We start from the raw sequence: 15058 nt of genomic DNA on the forward strand, positions 1-15058 counted from the left end.
TTTGCGACATTTCGTCGTCAAATTTGTGGGCGTCTGTGTCGCTGTGTACAATGACCACCCTTTTGCCCCCGCTAAGCCGGCGTACGTTCGGCGCGGAGCGCAAGTGGTTGAATTGAAAAGAAATTTGCCTCGAAAAGAGGCAGCCTGGTGAGAAAGTGTCTATGAAAGCAGGTCTGTACCAACCAGATGAATTCAAGGATAACTGCGGTTTCGGCCTGATAGCCCATATGCAGGGCGAGCCCAGTCATACCCTTTTGACCACGGCCATCGAGGCCCTGACCTGCATGACCCACCGCGGTGGGATTAATGCCGACGGCAAGACCGGTGACGGTTGCGGTCTGCTGATTCAAAAGCCCGACGCGTTCCTGCGTGCCATTGCCCAGGAAACCTTCAACGTCGCGCTGCCCAAGCAATATGCCGTGGGCATGGTCTTCTTCAATCAGGATCCGGCCAAGGCCGAAGCCGCTCGCGAGAACATGAACCGCGAGATCCTCGCCGAAGGCCTGCAACTGATCGGCTGGCGCAAAGTGCCTATCGACACCAGCGTCCTCGGCCGCCTGGCCCTTGAGCGCCTGCCGCAGATCGAGCAGGTGTACATCGGCGGCGAAGGCCTGAGCGATCAGGACATGGCGGTCAAGCTGTTCAGCGCCCGTCGTCGTTCGTCGGTGGCGAATGCCGTCGACAGCGACCACTACATCTGCAGCTTTTCCCACAAGACCATCATCTATAAAGGCCTGATGATGCCGGCCGACCTGGCCGCGTTCTATCCGGACCTGAGCGACGAGCGCCTGCAAACCGCGATCTGCGTGTTCCACCAGCGCTTCTCCACCAACACCCTGCCGAAATGGCCGCTGGCCCAGCCATTCCGCTTCCTCGCCCACAACGGCGAGATCAACACCATCACCGGCAACCGCAACTGGGCCCAGGCCCGTCGCACCAAGTTCACCAACGATCTGATGGATCTGGAAGAACTCGGCCCGCTGGTCAACCGTGTCGGTTCCGACTCTTCGAGCATGGACAACATGCTCGAACTGATGGTCACCGGCGGCATCGACCTGTTCCGTGGTGTACGGATGATCATCCCGCCGGCGTGGCAGAACGTCGAAACCATGGACCCGGATCTGCGTGCGTTCTACGAGTACAACTCGATGCACATGGAACCGTGGGACGGCCCGGCCGGCGTGGTCATGACCGACGGTCGCTACGCGGTGTGCCTGCTCGACCGTAACGGTCTGCGCCCGGCGCGCTGGGTCACCACCACCAACGGTTTCATCACTGTCGCTTCGGAAATCGGCGTCTGGAACTACCAGCCGCAGGACGTGATCGCCAAAGGCCGCGTAGGTCCTGGCCAGATTCTCGCCGTGGACACCGAAACCGGTCAGATCCTCGACACCGATGCGATCGACAACCGCCTGAAATCCCGTCATCCGTACAAGCAATGGCTGCGCAAGAACGCCCTGCGTATCCAGGCGACCATGGAAGACAACGACCACGGTTCGGCGTTTTACGACGTCGATCAGCTCAAGCAATACATGAAGATGTACCAGGTCACGTTCGAAGAGCGTGATCAGGTGCTGCGTCCGCTCGGCGAACAAGGCTATGAAGCCGTTGGCTCGATGGGCGACGACACGCCGATGGCCGTGCTGTCCCAGCGCGTGCGCACGCCGTACGATTATTTCCGCCAGCAGTTCGCCCAGGTGACCAACCCGCCGATCGACCCGCTGCGCGAAGCGATCGTGATGTCGCTGGAAATCTGTCTCGGTGCCGAGCGCAACATCTTCCAGGAGTCGCCGGAACATGCCTCGCGCGTGATCCTCAGCTCGCCGGTGATTTCTCCGGCCAAGTGGCGCTCGCTGATGAACCTCGACCGCCCGGGTTTCGAGCGGCAGATCATCGACCTCAACTACGACGAAAGCGTCGGTCTGGAAGCCGCGATCCGCAATGTCGCCGATCAGGCTGAAGAAGCCGTGCGCGCCGGTCGTACCCAGATCGTCCTGAGCGACCGCCATATCGCCCCGGGCAAGCTGCCGATCCACGCTTCGCTGGCGACCGGTGCGGTGCATCACCGTCTGACCGAAAAAGGCCTGCGTTGCGACTCCAACATCCTCGTTGAAACCGCGACCGCCCGCGATCCACATCACTTTGCGGTGCTGATCGGTTTCGGCGCCTCGGCGGTCTATCCGTTCCTGGCCTACGAAGTGCTGGGTGACCTGATCCGTACCGGTGAAGTGCTGGGCGACCTCTACGAGGTGTTCAAGAACTACCGTAAAGGCATCACCAAAGGCCTGCTGAAGATCCTGTCGAAGATGGGTATCTCGACCATCGCCTCGTACCGTGGCGCCCAGCTGTTCGAAGCCATCGGCCTGTCCGAAGAGGTTTGCGACCTGAGCTTCCGTGGTGTGCCGAGCCGTATCAAGGGTGCGCGTTTCGTCGACATCGAAGCTGAGCAGAAAGCCCTGGCGAGCGAAGCCTGGAGTCCGCGCAAGCCGATCCAGCAGGGTGGCCTGCTGAAGTTCGTCCACGGTGGCGAATACCACGCGTACAACCCGGACGTGGTCAACACCCTGCAAGCCGCCGTGCAGCAGGGCGACTACGCCAAGTTCAAGGAATACACCACGCTGGTGGACAACCGTCCGGTGTCGATGATCCGCGACCTGTTCAAGGTCAAGACCCTCGCCACGCCGCTGGACATCAGTGAAGTGGAACCGCTGGAATCGGTACTCAAGCGCTTCGACTCCGCCGGTATTTCCCTCGGCGCGCTGTCGCCGGAAGCTCACGAAGCCCTGGCCGAAGCCATGAACCGCCTCGGCGCGCGTTCCAACTCCGGCGAAGGCGGCGAAGACCCGGCGCGTTACGGCACCATCAAGAGCTCGAAAATCAAGCAAGTCGCCACCGGCCGTTTCGGTGTGACCCCGGAATACCTGGTCAACGCCGAAGTGCTGCAGATCAAGGTTGCCCAGGGCGCCAAGCCGGGCGAGGGTGGTCAACTGCCGGGCGGTAAAGTGAACGGGCTGATCGCCAAGCTGCGTTACGCAGTGCCGGGCGTGACCCTGATTTCGCCACCGCCGCACCACGACATCTATTCCATCGAAGATTTGTCGCAGCTGATTTTCGACCTGAAACAGGTCAACCCGAGCGCACTGGTTTCGGTGAAGCTGGTGGCGGAAGCGGGCGTCGGCACCATCGCGGCCGGTGTGGCCAAGGCCTATGCGGACCTGATCACCATCTCCGGTTACGACGGTGGCACCGGCGCGTCGCCGCTGACTTCGATCAAGTACGCGGGCGCGCCATGGGAACTCGGCCTGGCCGAAACCCACCAGACCCTGCGCGGCAACGACCTGCGCGGCAAGGTCCGGGTGCAGACCGACGGCGGCCTGAAAACCGGCCTCGACGTGATCAAGGCAGCGATCCTCGGCGCCGAAAGCTTCGGCTTCGGCACCGCGCCGATGATCGCGCTGGGCTGCAAATACCTGCGTATCTGCCACCTGAACAACTGCGCCACCGGCGTCGCGACCCAGAACGACAAGCTGCGCAAGGATCACTACATCGGCACCGTCGACATGGTGGTGAACTTCTTCACCTACGTCGCCGAAGAAACCCGTGAGTGGCTGGCCAAGCTCGGCGTGCGCTCCCTCGAAGAGCTGATCGGCCGCACCGATCTGCTGGAAGTCCTCGAAGGCCAGACTGCCAAGCAGCATCACCTGGATCTGACCCCGCTGCTGGGCAGCGATCACATCCCGGCGGACAAGCCGCAGTTCTGTGGCGTTGAGCGCAACCCGCCGTTCGACCAGGGCCTGCTGGCCGAGAAAATGGTCGAGATGGCGACGTCGGCGATCAATGACCTCAGCGGCGCCGAGTTCGACCTGGACATCTGCAACTGCGACCGTTCGATCGGCGCGCGGATCTCCGGCGAAATCGCCCGCAAGCACGGCAACCAAGGGATGGCGAAAGCACCGATCACCTTCCGCTTCAAGGGCACTGCGGGTCAGAGCTTCGGCGTGTGGAACGCCGGCGGTCTGAACCTGTACCTGGAAGGCGACGCCAACGACTACGTCGGCAAGGGCATGACCGGCGGCAAACTGGTCATCGTGCCGCCGAAGGGCAGCGTTTATCAGACTCAGAACAGCGCCATCATCGGCAACACCTGCCTGTACGGCGCAACCGGCGGCAAGCTGTTCGCCGCCGGCACCGCAGGCGAGCGTTTCGCGGTGCGCAACTCCGGTGCCCACACGGTCGTGGAAGGCACTGGCGATCACTGCTGCGAGTACATGACCGGTGGTTTTGTCTGCGTCCTGGGCAAGACCGGTTACAACTTCGGCTCTGGCATGACCGGCGGTTTCGCCTACGTGCTCGATCAGGACAACACCTTCGTTGACCGGGTCAACCACGAACTGGTGGAAATCCAGCGGATCAGCGGCGAAGCGATGGAAGCCTATCGCAGCCACCTGCAAAACGTGCTGAACGAGTACGTCGCGGAAACCGACAGCGAGTGGGGTCGTGAACTCGCCGAGAACCTCGATGATTACTTGCGCCGTTTCTGGCTGGTCAAGCCGAAGGCTGCCAACCTGAAGTCGTTGCTTTCCAGCACCCGTGCCAACCCGCAGTGATGCGCCTGAAGAGTTTGATGAGGTTTTAACAATGGCTGAACGTCTGAATAACGACTTCCAGTTCATCGATGTCGGGCGCAAGGATCCGAAGAAGAAACTGTTGCGTCAGCGCAAGAAAGAATTCGTCGAGATCTACGAACCGTTCAAACCCCAGCAGTCGGCCGACCAGGCCCACCGCTGCCTGGGTTGCGGCAACCCGTACTGCGAATGGAAGTGCCCGGTGCACAACTTCATTCCCAACTGGCTGAAGCTGGTGGCCGAGGGCAACATCCTCCAGGCCGCCGAGCTGTCGCACCAGACCAACACCCTGCCGGAAGTCTGCGGCCGGGTGTGCCCGCAGGACCGTCTGTGCGAGGGTGCCTGCACCCTCAACGACGGTTTCGGCGCGGTGACCATCGGTTCGGTCGAGAAGTACATCACCGATACCGCATTCGCCATGGGCTGGCGCCCGGACATGTCCAAGGTCAAGCCGACCGGCAAACGTGTCGCGATCATCGGCGCAGGCCCGGCGGGCCTCGGTTGTGCTGACGTGCTGGTGCGTGGCGGCGTGACCCCGGTGGTGTTCGACAAGAACCCGGAAATCGGCGGTCTGCTGACCTTCGGCATTCCCGAGTTCAAGCTTGAGAAGACCGTGCTGAGCAATCGCCGCGAAGTCTTCACCGGCATGGGCATCGAGTTCCGCCTCAATACCGAGGTCGGCAAGGACGTGACCATGGAGCAACTGCTCGCCGAATACGATGCCGTGTTCATGGGCATGGGCACCTACACCTACATGAAGGGCGGCTTTGCCGGTGAGGATCTGCCGGGCGTCTACGACGCGCTGGACTTCCTGATCGCCAACGTCAACCGCAACCTGGGCTTTGAAAAGTCGCCGGAAGATTTCGTCGACATGAAGGGCAAGAAGGTCGTGGTGCTCGGCGGTGGTGACACGGCGATGGACTGCAACCGTACTTCGATTCGCCAGGGCGCCAAGTCGGTGACCTGCGCCTATCGTCGTGACGAAGCGAACATGCCGGGCTCGCGCAAAGAGGTGAAGAACGCCAAGGAAGAGGGCGTGAAATTCCTCTACAACCGCCAGCCGATCGCCATTGTGGGCGAAGACAAGGTTGAAGGCGTGAAAGTGGTCGAGACCCGTCTCGGCGAGCCGGACGCCCGTGGCCGTCGCAGCCCTGAGCCGATCCCGGGTTCCGAAGAGATCATTCCGGCCGACGCCGTGGTCATCGCTTTCGGTTTCCGTCCGAGCCCGGCGCCGTGGTTCGAACAGTTCGAGATCCAGACCGACAGCCAGGGCCGCGTTGTTGCGCCTGAGCAAGGTCAGTACAAGCACCAGACCAGCAACCCGAAAATCTTCGCCGGTGGCGACATGGTGCGCGGTTCCGACCTGGTGGTGACTGCGATCTTCGAAGGCCGCAATGCGGCGGAAGGGATTCTGGATTACCTGGGCGTCTGAACCCGGTTCGAAACTGCACCGCAATACCTGTGGGAGCTGGCTTGCCAGCGATAGCATCACCTCGGTCAGTCTGACATTCCGAGATGCCTGCATCGCTGGCGAGCCAGCTCCCACATTGGTTTCCAGGTGTTGCTGAAATCAGCGAAATCATTGCGACAAATTGACCCGATAGACAAAAGGCTGACCTGCATCCGTGCCTTTTGCGTCGCGCTCTGAGAAAATGCCCGCACTTTTTTTCCGGATGCCGACATGACTGCCCTGAAGAACGACCGTTTCCTTCGCGCCCTGCTCAAGCAACCCGTAGACGTCACCCCTGTGTGGATGATGCGCCAGGCCGGCCGCTACCTGCCGGAATACCGCGCCAGCCGCGCCCAGGCCGGTGATTTCATGAGCCTGTGCATGAATCCGGAATTCGCCTGCGAAGTCACGCTGCAACCCCTCGACCGCTATCCGCAACTGGACGCGGCGATCCTGTTCTCCGACATCCTCACCATCCCCGATGCCATGGGCCAGGGCCTGTACTTCGAGACCGGTGAAGGTCCGCGCTTCAAGAAAGTCGTCAGCACCCTGGCTGACATCGAAGCCCTGCCGATCCCGGATCCGCACAAAGACCTCGGCTACGTGATGAACGCGGTCAGCACCATTCGCCGCGAACTGAATGGCCGTGTGCCGCTGATCGGTTTCTCCGGCAGCCCGTGGACCCTGGCGACCTACATGGTCGAAGGCGGTTCGTCGAAGGACTTCCGCAAGACCAAGGCAATGCTCTACGACAACCCGCAAGCCATGCACCTGCTGCTGGACAAACTGGCACAGTCGGTGACCTCGTACCTCAACGGCCAGATCATGGCCGGCGCGCAAGCGGTGCAGATCTTCGACACCTGGGGCGGCAACCTGTCGGCGGCGGCGTACCAGGAGTTCTCCCTGGCCTACATGAAGAAAATCGTCAGCGGCCTGATCCGCGAGCACGAAGGGCGCAAGGTGCCGGTGATCCTGTTCACCAAGAACGGCGGCCTGTGGCTGGAAAGCATCGCCGACGCTGGCGCCGATGCGCTGGGTCTGGACTGGACCTGCGACCTGGGCAACGCCCGCGCCCGCGTCGGCGACAAGGTCGCGCTGCAAGGCAACATGGACCCGACCGTGCTCTACGCGAAACCGGAAGCGATCCGCACCGAAGTCGGGCGCATCCTCGCCAGCTACGGCAAGGGCAGCGGCCACGTGTTCAACCTCGGCCACGGCATCACCCCGGAAGTCGACCCGGAACACGCCGGCGCCTTCCTGCGCGCGGTGCACGAGTTGTCGGCGCAGTATCACGAGTGATCGCGCTTCAATAAAAACGCCCGGCTTGTGCCGGGCGTTTTTGTTTGCGCGATCCAATGTCAGACATGGATCAGAGACGAGAGGGAAGCAAGCTCTCTACAGGGATTTGGTCAGGCCTTAACGCCACCGAGAGGCGGCAACTTCGCCAGTTTCAACGCCACGATCAGCGCCACCAGCAGCAACGCGCCGATGAACAGGCCGATCCCGTTCCATCCGCCCCAATGCCAGAACACCCCGCCTGCCGTGCCGGCGATGCTCGACCCGGCGTAATAGCTGAACAGGTACAACGATGACGCCTGGCCCTTGGCCTTGGTTGCGCGGCGACCGATCCAGCTGCTGGCGACGGAGTGCGCGCCGAAGAAGCCGAAGGTGAAGATCAGCATGCCGATGATGACCAGCGACAGGGGCGTGAACATCGTCAGGGCGAGGCCGGCGAACATCAGGGCGATGGTCGCCCACAGCACTTTGCGGCGTCCCAGTTTGTCGGCCAGCGAACCGATTTTCGCCGAGCTGTAGATGCCCGACAGGTACACCACCGACAGCAGGCCGACGAACGCCTGTTCCAGATGATACGGCTCGGCCAGCAGGCGGTAGCCGATGTAGTTGAACAGGGTGACGAACGCACCCATCAACACGAAGGCCTCGAGAAACAGCAGCGGCAGGCCGGCATCGCGAAAGTGCATGGTGAAGCCGTCGAGCAGGCTGCGCGGATGCAGCGAGCGGGAACGGAAGTTGCGTGATTCCGGGAGGATCTTCCAGAACACCGCCGCCGCGATCAGCGCCAGACCACCAATCACCAGCATTGCCGTGTGCCAACTGACGAAGTCGATCAACACCCCGGTGATCAAGCGACCGCTCATCCCGCCAATCGCGTTGCCGGCGATGTACAGGCCCATCGCCAGACCGATGTGCTGCGGATGGATTTCTTCGCTCAGGTAAGTCATGGCGACCGCCGCCAGCCCGCTCAACGACAAGCCGATCAGCGCGCGCATCAGCAGCACGCCGTGCCAGCTCGGCATCACCGAACTGGCGATGGTGCACAGCGCGGCCGCGAACAGCGCGGTGACCATCACCGGTTTGCGCCCGATTCGATCGGAGATTGGCCCGGTGATCAGCAGACCGAACGCCAGCATGCCGGTCGCCACCGACAGGATCAGGCTGCTCTGCGCCGCGTTGATCGAGTACTCATGGGACAGCAGCGGCATCATCGGTTGCACGCAGTACAGCAGGGCGAACGTCGCGAAACCGCCGCTGAACAGCGCCAGCACCGTGCGCATGAACATCGGCGTGCCTTTTTCGATGTAGATCTCTTGCAGCTCCGTCATCACATCATCCGCAGCAGCGGGCGGGACTTCATGGGCAAGGGGGGCAACGGCAGTTTTCACATCAGACCTCGGAGGAGCACGGCCAGGCAGGCAATGAAAAAATCATATAGCTGGCTAATGTTTCTATCCAATATATTGTTCGACCTGTTTGATAGCTTTAACGACCTAATGGGGTTTCCATGGAATTGCGTCATCTGCGCTACTTCATCGCCGTTGCCGAAGAACTGCATTTCGGCCGCGCCGCACAGGCACTGGGCATCTCCCAGCCGCCACTGAGCCAGCAGATTCAGGCACTGGAGCAAGAGGTCGGTGCACGGCTTTTCGAGCGTACCAATCGTCGGGTCGAGCTGAGCGAAGCCGGTCGATTGTTCCTCGAAGAGGCGCGGCTGGTGCTGGCGCAGGTCGATAAGGCGGCGGATGTGGCCCGGCGCGCGCAGCTTGGTGAACTCGGTGAGTTGAAGATCGGCTTCACCTCGTCGGCGCCGTTCAACTCGACCATTCCCCAGGCGATCTTTTCCTTTCGCCAGCGCTTCCCGGCGGTGCATCTGAATCTGCGGGAGATGAGCAGCACTCAAGTGGCGGATGCGTTGGTCGAAGAGTCGATTGAAGTCGGGATCATGCGCCCGCTTGGCCTGCCGGATTCGTTGAGTGTCGTGGAGCTGATGCGCGAACCGTTGGTGGCGGTGCTCAGCTCCAAACATCCGCTGGTGCAGGGTCCCGAGGAAGGGCTGTTTCTTTCGGCGCTGGCGCTCGAACCGTTCGTGTTTTTCCCACGCAGCTATGGCAGCGGTCTGTACGCGCAGTTGCTCAGCCTGGCCCGAGACGCCGGCTTCAGTCCGCATTTTGCCCAAGAGGCTGGCGAGGCGATGACCATTATCGGTCTGGTGGCGGCGGGGCTGGGTGTCTCGGTGTTGCCGGCGTCCTATCAACGGATGCGCATCGACGGTGTGGTCTATCGGCCACTGCTGGATCCGGCGGCGGTTTCGGCGGTGTGGCTGGTACAGCGCAAGGACCAGAAGTCACCGATGGCCAAAGCCTTCGTCGACCTGCTCACGCGCAAGGTTGAACCCTTGATCGGCTAATGGCCGCTGGCCTCTTCGCGGGCAAGCCCGCTCCCACAGGGGGAACGCGTTCCAAATGTGCGGGCTTGCCCGCAATGGCTAAGGCAACCGCACCAGATCCCCCTTCAACGCCACCCGCGCGACGAAAATCCCCACCCGGCACTCATACGTATTCAGATCCTTGCGTACATGCTGGTCGTAGTAGCTGACGATATTGGTCACCGCATTCGCCCCGATCCGCTTGGCATCGGCCTGCAGCTTGATCAGGTTCGACTGCAGCACCCACTCGCAGGCATCGCGATCACTCTTGTTGAAACCGTTGGTGCCCAGATCACTGATCACATCCCTGCGCAACAACTGCTGAGTGCCCTGCGGCCCGTTACCGGCCAGATAAAACTTCACACTGCCATCGATCCGCCCGGCGCGCAGCGCGTCCGCCAATACGGTTTCGAACGGCATGTACATGAGGTTGGTGGCGTGGCTGGCGCCGGGGAGCAGGCTGAACAGTGTGGCGGCGATCAGGGCTTTCACTTGCATGGTCATCTCCTTGACGTAGCGAGTGGGGAATTCATCCAGTGTAGACAGTGAATGTTGGCCGTAAAAATATGCTCTGAAATGACAAAGGGCGCCGAACGGCGCCCTTTGTCATTCCTGGCGATTACTTCACGGTCGCCAGATCACCCTTCAACGCAACCCCGGCCATGATCGCGCCCGCGTGGCACTCGTAGGTCGTCGGGTCTTTGCGTTCGTTGCTCTTGTAGAAGCTGACGATGTTGGTCACGGCGTTGGCACCGGCGTTTTTGGCGGCCTGGTGCAGGCTGATGATTGCCGACTGCACCACCCATTCGCAGGCTTCGGTGTCGGACTTGTTGAACGCGTTGGTTTTCTTGTTGGTCACGGCGCCGGGACTGATGACGCTGACTTTGCCGGCCGGGGTGTTGCCGGCCAGGTAGAACTTCACGCTGCCGTCGATCTTGCCGGTGCGGGTCGCTTCGGCGACGGCTTTGTCGAACGGCAGGAACACCGGCGTGTCGCGGGCCTGGCTGACGGCCGGCAAGGCGCAGATCAGCAGGGTGGCGGCGGCAGCGAGTTTGTTGAAGCGCATGTGAGGTCTCCTTGACCTGGATTACGACGGTTATGACCAGCGGCGGAAGATCAGCGACGTGTTGACCCCGCCAAAGGCGAAATTGTTGTTCATCACGTAGTCGTGGTGCATCTGGCGGAATTCGCCACGCAGGTAATCGAGTTTGCCGCAGTGCGGATCGACCTCGTCGAGGTTGAGCGTATGCACGTACAGGTCGCGGTTGAGCATTTCGATGCTGAACCACGACTCCAGCGCACCGCAGGCACCGAGGGTGTGGCCAAGGAAGCTTTTCTGCGAGCTGATCGGCATGCGTTCGCCGAACAGGCTGCTGGTGGCCAGGGTTTCGGCGATGTCGCCTTGTTCGGTGGCGGTGCCGTGACCGTTCACGTAGCCGATGACGTCGGGCGTGAGGCCGGCGTCTTCCAGCGCGAGTTCCATGGCGCGGCGCATGGTGGCCTGTTCGGGGCGGGTGGTGTGCTGGCCGTCGGCGTTGCTGCCGAAACCGACGATTTCGGCGTGGATCCGCGCGCCACGGGCGAGGGCGTGTTCCAGCTCTTCGAGGACCAGCATGCCACCGCCTTCGCCGATCACCAGACCGTCGCGACCCTTGTCATACGGACGCGGGCTGGTGTGCGGCGCATCGTTTTTCAGGCTGGTGGCGTACAGCGCATCGAAGACCATGGCTTCGGTCGGGCAGAGTTCTTCGGCACCACCGGCGAGCATCAGTGGCAGGCGACCGAACTTGATCGCCTCGTAGGCATAGCCGATGCCCTGGCTGCCGCTGGTGCAGGCGCTGGACGTCGGGATCAGGCGACCGGTGAGGCCGAAGAAGATGCTGATGTTCGCCGCCGTGGTGTGCGGCATCATCCGCACGTAGGAGTTGGCGTTGAGGCCTTCGGCGACCGAGTTGAGCAGCATGTTGCCGAACGCCTTGATCTCGTCGGTGCTGCCGGTGGACGAACCACAGGCCACGCCCATGCGGCCGTCCTTGATCGATTCGTCGCCGAGCAATCCGGCGTCGGCCAGGGCCTGTTCCGCCGCCCCGACCGCCAGGCGCGAAACCCGGCCCATGCTGCGCAATTGCTTGCGCGTCCAGTGCGCCGGCACCAGGAAGTCATCGATCGGCCCGGCCAGCCGGGTGTTGAGCTCGCTGAAACGATCCCACTCGTCCATCCGGCGGATGCCGCTGCGGTTGGCCGCAAAGTTGCCGGCGATGGTTTCCCAGTCGCTGCCCAGCGAAGTGATGCCGGCCATGCCGGTGACGACAACGCGCTTCATCAGCACAAGCCTCCGTTGACTGCCAGCACCTGGCGGGTGATGTACGAGGCTTCCGCCGACATCAGGAAATTCACCGCGCCGGCCACTTCTTCGGGCGTGCCCATGCGTTGTGCGGGGATCATTTTCATCAGCTCTTCGACCGGCACGTTTTCGTCGAGCATCGCGGTGTCGATCAGACCCGGCGCGACGCAGTTGACTGTGATTTTGCGCTTGGCCAGCTCGATCGCCAACGCTTTCGCCGCGCCGATCACCCCGGCCTTCGAAGCGCTGTAATTGACCTGGCCACGGTTGCCGATCAGCCCCGAGACCGAGGTGATGCACACGATGCGACCGGCGGCACGGCGCCGGATCATCGGCATCATGACCGGGTGCAGGACGTTGTAGAAACCGTCGAGGTTGGTGCGCAGTACCACGTCCCAGTCGTCATCGCCCAGGGCCGGAAACGCGCCGTCACGGGTCAGCCCGGCATTGAGCACCACGCCATAGTACGCGCCGTGGGTGTCGACATCGGCTTCGAGAATGCGTTTGCAGGCTTCGCGGTCGGCGACGTCGAATTGCAGGACGCGGGCCTTGCGCCCCAGTGCTTCGATTTCGCCTTGCACCGCATGCGCCTCGGCCACGCCGCTGCGGCAATGCACGACGATGTCATGGCCGGCCTCGGCCAGGCGCAAGGCGATGGCGCGGCCGATGCCACGGCTGGAGCCGGTGACCAGGATGGATTCAGTCATCGTGCGACTCCTTGTTCTGTTCAAGATACTGCGCTGCCTGGGGCGGACGGAAAACGTTGAGCCGGGCGCTGGCCTTGATGCCGGGCGCATTGATATGGCATTCGAACACACCCATGCCGTTGTCATCCTCCAGCGAGCGGATGCCGTGGATGGTCAGTTCGCTGCCCGCCGGGAAGGACTCGACGTTGCACTCGAACTTGCGGGTGCCGAGCAGGAAACCCAGCGCCACCGGATTGCCTTTCTGCCGCGCGTGGCAACCGGCGAAGGCCGCGACGCTTTGCGCCATCAGTTCGATGCCGACCCATGCCGGCAGGCTGCCGTCGGGCAGGTTGAACAGGCCGTCGGGTTTGACCGTGAGGCGGGTGTGGATCTGTTCTTCGTCGAAGCTCAGGATCCGGTCGATCAGAATCATGTCGCCAGCGTGGGGCAGCAGTTCGGCGAGCGGCCAGTCGGTCATGGGGCGTCTCCGATAATCAGGCTGACGTTATTGCCACCGAAGGCAAACGAGTTGCTCATCAGGTAGCGGGGTGCAATGGACGACAGGCGTTCGCTCGCGGTCACCCACTTGAGCGGCGGCAGGGCCGGATCGGCCTGGCCGTCCCAGACATGGGGCGGCAAGGCGTGGTCGGGATTGTCGTCGCTCAGGCTCAGCCAGCAGAACGCCGCTTCCAGCGCACCGGCGGCACCGAGGGTGTGGCCGGTCATCGGCTTGCTCGAAGAACACGCCACGCCCTGGGGGAACAGCGTGGCGACGGCGAGGCTTTCCATGGCGTCGTTGTGCTGGGTGGCGGTGCCGTGCAGGTTCAGATAGTTGATCTGCGTGGCTTGCAGTTGTGCCCGGTCGAGGGCCTTTTGCATCGCTTGCAGGGCGCCCCGGCCCGACGGCTCCGGAGCGGAAATATGGTGAGCGTCGGAACTGGCCCCGGCGCCCAGCAGGGCGATGGCCGGGCCGCTGCCGCGCTGCTTGCTCATCACGAACAACACCGCCGCTTCGCCGATGTTGATGCCGTTGCGATTGGCCGAGAACGGATTACAGCGCTCACCGGACACTGCTTCCAGCGCGGAAAAGCCGTTGAGGGTCAGTTTGCACAGGCTGTCGACGCCGCCGCACAGCACCGCGTCGCACAGGCCGAGATCGAGCAACCGCCGGGCGCTCATCAAGGCCCGGGCGCTGGAGGTACAGGCGGTGGAAATCACATACGCCGGGCCGCTCAGTTGCAGCCACTCGGCGAGGAAATTCGCCGGAGCGCCAAGCTCCTGTTGCCGGTAGTCGTAGTCGGCGGGGAACTGCCCGTCGCGGATGTACCGGGCCAGACCCTGGCTGGCCTCGTCGATGCCCGAGGTGCTGGTGCCGAGCACCACGGCGATGCGCTCGCGGCCGTAGGCCTGGATCGCCTGTTCGATGTCGGCGCGGATCTGCAACGCGGCTTCCAGCAGCAGTCGATTGTTGCGGCTGTTGTGTTGCGCGCAGTGCGCCGGGATCGGCGCCAGTGCGCCCTGTACGCCGGCCACTGGCAGCTCGCGCTCGGGCACCCAGCCGGATTCGTGGCGCATGCCCGAGCAGTCGCCGGCGAACAGGTTGCGCGCGACTTCCTGCTTGTCGCGGCCGAGGGCGCAGATCACGCCGAGGGCATTCAGATAGGCGGTCATGGTGTCGGTTCACCGAGTGGAGAAACGCGATACTGCGGGCCTTGGGGCAGGTTCAATTCGAAGCTCAACGGTTGTGAATAACGGATGTCCCAGCGCGCCGGCAGGGAGCGTTGCCCGCCCTGCTGCTGCGCGGTGGGGTAATTGAGTGCCAGTTCACCGGACGGCGTCAGGGCGAACAGCAGCGCAGCGAACAGCTCTCGCGCTTCCGGGTTGGGCGGCAGCAAGCCATCGGCCTGCCAGCGTCCGTCGATCAGTTGCTGACGGGCCTGGGGGATGCCCAGCGGATCCATCATCGACCAGCGAATGCCCGGGCCTTCGCGCTGGATCACCAGCAGCCAGTCCTGCCGCTGTTCGGCCTGCACGCGTTCGATGTGCAGTTGCAGCGGCAGAGGCAACGTCGGGTTGCCGGCCGGCAGCGGGGCCTGGCTGGCGCAGGCGCTCAACAGCAAGGTGAAGGCGAGCACCATGAGTCGCCACACTGCCGTCCTTGTGGGAGCGTGCTTGCCCGCGAATGCAGACGACCATCCAGCGTGGCAAGCGATAGATCTAGCGCTTTTG

The 15058-nt window shown here is 62.7% G+C and carries 12 protein-coding genes; 4 read left to right on the plus strand and 8 right to left on the minus strand.

From position 1 onward, the window contains the following. Positions 1-161 precede the first annotated feature (161 nt). The 3 genes from gltB (at position 162) to hemE (ending at position 7374) form a co-directional block, all read left to right on the plus strand. A complete protein-coding gene (gene gltB, locus KVQ74_RS15395; protein ID WP_217831969.1) occupies positions 162-4607 on the plus strand; it encodes a glutamate synthase large subunit in 4446 nt (1481 codons plus the stop codon). A gap of 31 nt (positions 4608-4638) precedes the next feature. Beyond that, the gene (locus tag KVQ74_RS15400) at positions 4639-6057 is read left to right on the plus strand and encodes an FAD-dependent oxidoreductase (protein WP_007909438.1); all 1419 of its coding nucleotides are present in this window, start codon (positions 4639-4641) and stop codon (positions 6055-6057) included. Between the two features lie 249 nt (positions 6058-6306). Next, positions 6307-7374: a uroporphyrinogen decarboxylase gene (gene hemE, locus KVQ74_RS15405; protein WP_217831971.1), complete on the plus strand. Its 1068-nt coding sequence runs from the start codon at positions 6307-6309 to the stop codon at positions 7372-7374. Positions 7375-7484: 110 nt separating this feature from the next. On the opposite strand, the gene KVQ74_RS15410 is transcribed toward hemE, so the two are convergent. Further along, positions 7485-8699, minus strand: a complete 1215-nt coding sequence (locus KVQ74_RS15410; protein WP_225930025.1) for an MFS transporter — start codon at positions 8697-8699, stop codon at positions 7485-7487. A 179-nt stretch (positions 8700-8878) separates the two neighbouring features. Here KVQ74_RS15410 and KVQ74_RS15415 point away from each other — a divergent pair, with 179 nt between their 5' ends. Continuing rightward, complete coding sequence (locus KVQ74_RS15415; RefSeq protein ID WP_217831973.1) at positions 8879-9781, plus strand: LysR family transcriptional regulator; 903 nt, start codon at positions 8879-8881, stop codon at positions 9779-9781. A 78-nt stretch (positions 9782-9859) separates the two neighbouring features. Here the strand turns inward: KVQ74_RS15415 and KVQ74_RS15420 are convergent, their stop codons facing one another. The 7 genes from KVQ74_RS15420 to KVQ74_RS15450 form a co-directional block, all read right to left on the minus strand. Continuing rightward, entirely contained in the window at positions 9860-10297 is a 438-nt protein-coding gene (locus KVQ74_RS15420; RefSeq protein WP_217831974.1) for an excinuclease, read from the minus strand. A 121-nt stretch (positions 10298-10418) separates the two neighbouring features. Continuing rightward, the gene (locus tag KVQ74_RS15425; protein ID WP_217831976.1) at positions 10419-10865 is read right to left on the minus strand and encodes an excinuclease; all 447 of its coding nucleotides are present in this window, start codon (positions 10863-10865) and stop codon (positions 10419-10421) included. Between the two features lie 30 nt (positions 10866-10895). After that, positions 10896-12122 (minus strand): beta-ketoacyl-ACP synthase, encoded by a 1227-nt coding sequence (locus KVQ74_RS15430; protein WP_217831977.1) that lies wholly within the window; start codon positions 12120-12122, stop codon positions 10896-10898. Beyond that, entirely contained in the window at positions 12122-12850 is a 729-nt protein-coding gene (gene fabG, locus KVQ74_RS15435) for a 3-oxoacyl-ACP reductase FabG (protein ID WP_217831979.1), read from the minus strand. The genes KVQ74_RS15430 and fabG overlap by 1 nt, the downstream gene beginning before the upstream one ends. Then, on the minus strand, positions 12843-13307 hold the full coding sequence (locus tag KVQ74_RS15440) for a hotdog family protein (protein ID WP_217831982.1): 465 nt from the start codon (positions 13305-13307) through the stop codon (positions 12843-12845). The genes fabG and KVQ74_RS15440 overlap by 8 nt, the downstream gene beginning before the upstream one ends. Continuing rightward, complete coding sequence (locus KVQ74_RS15445; RefSeq protein WP_217831983.1) at positions 13304-14500, minus strand: beta-ketoacyl-[acyl-carrier-protein] synthase family protein; 1197 nt, start codon at positions 14498-14500, stop codon at positions 13304-13306. Before KVQ74_RS15445 ends, KVQ74_RS15440 begins: the two co-directional genes overlap by 4 nt. After that, the gene (locus tag KVQ74_RS15450) at positions 14497-14967 is read right to left on the minus strand and encodes a hypothetical protein (protein ID WP_404822686.1); all 471 of its coding nucleotides are present in this window, start codon (positions 14965-14967) and stop codon (positions 14497-14499) included. Before KVQ74_RS15450 ends, KVQ74_RS15445 begins: the two co-directional genes overlap by 4 nt. Positions 14968-15058 lie beyond the last annotated feature (91 nt).

This window comes from Pseudomonas botevensis (assembly GCF_019145475.1).
GTDB lineage: Bacteria > Pseudomonadota > Gammaproteobacteria > Pseudomonadales > Pseudomonadaceae > Aquipseudomonas > Aquipseudomonas botevensis.

Coding starts and splice junctions, on each gene's coding strand:
- fabG (WP_217831979.1), bottom strand. CDS start 12,850: ATGACTGAATCCATCCTGGTCACCGGCTCCAGCCGTGGCATCGGCCGC.
- gltB (WP_217831969.1), top strand. CDS start 162: ATGAAAGCAGGTCTGTACCAACCAGATGAATTCAAGGATAACTGCGGT.
- hemE (WP_217831971.1), top strand. CDS start 6,307: ATGACTGCCCTGAAGAACGACCGTTTCCTTCGCGCCCTGCTCAAGCAA.
- KVQ74_RS15410 (WP_225930025.1), bottom strand. CDS start 8,699: ATGACGGAGCTGCAAGAGATCTACATCGAAAAAGGCACGCCGATGTTC.
- KVQ74_RS15400 (WP_007909438.1), top strand. CDS start 4,639: ATGGCTGAACGTCTGAATAACGACTTCCAGTTCATCGATGTCGGGCGC.
- KVQ74_RS15415 (WP_217831973.1), top strand. CDS start 8,879: ATGGAATTGCGTCATCTGCGCTACTTCATCGCCGTTGCCGAAGAACTG.
- KVQ74_RS15420 (WP_217831974.1), bottom strand. CDS start 10,297: ATGCAAGTGAAAGCCCTGATCGCCGCCACACTGTTCAGCCTGCTCCCC.
- KVQ74_RS15440 (WP_217831982.1), bottom strand. CDS start 13,307: ATGACCGACTGGCCGCTCGCCGAACTGCTGCCCCACGCTGGCGACATG.
- KVQ74_RS15450 (WP_404822686.1), bottom strand. CDS start 14,967: ATGGTGCTCGCCTTCACCTTGCTGTTGAGCGCCTGCGCCAGCCAGGCC.
- KVQ74_RS15445 (WP_217831983.1), bottom strand. CDS start 14,500: ATGACCGCCTATCTGAATGCCCTCGGCGTGATCTGCGCCCTCGGCCGC.
- KVQ74_RS15425 (WP_217831976.1), bottom strand. CDS start 10,865: ATGCGCTTCAACAAACTCGCTGCCGCCGCCACCCTGCTGATCTGCGCC.
- KVQ74_RS15430 (WP_217831977.1), bottom strand. CDS start 12,122: ATGAAGCGCGTTGTCGTCACCGGCATGGCCGGCATCACTTCGCTGGGC.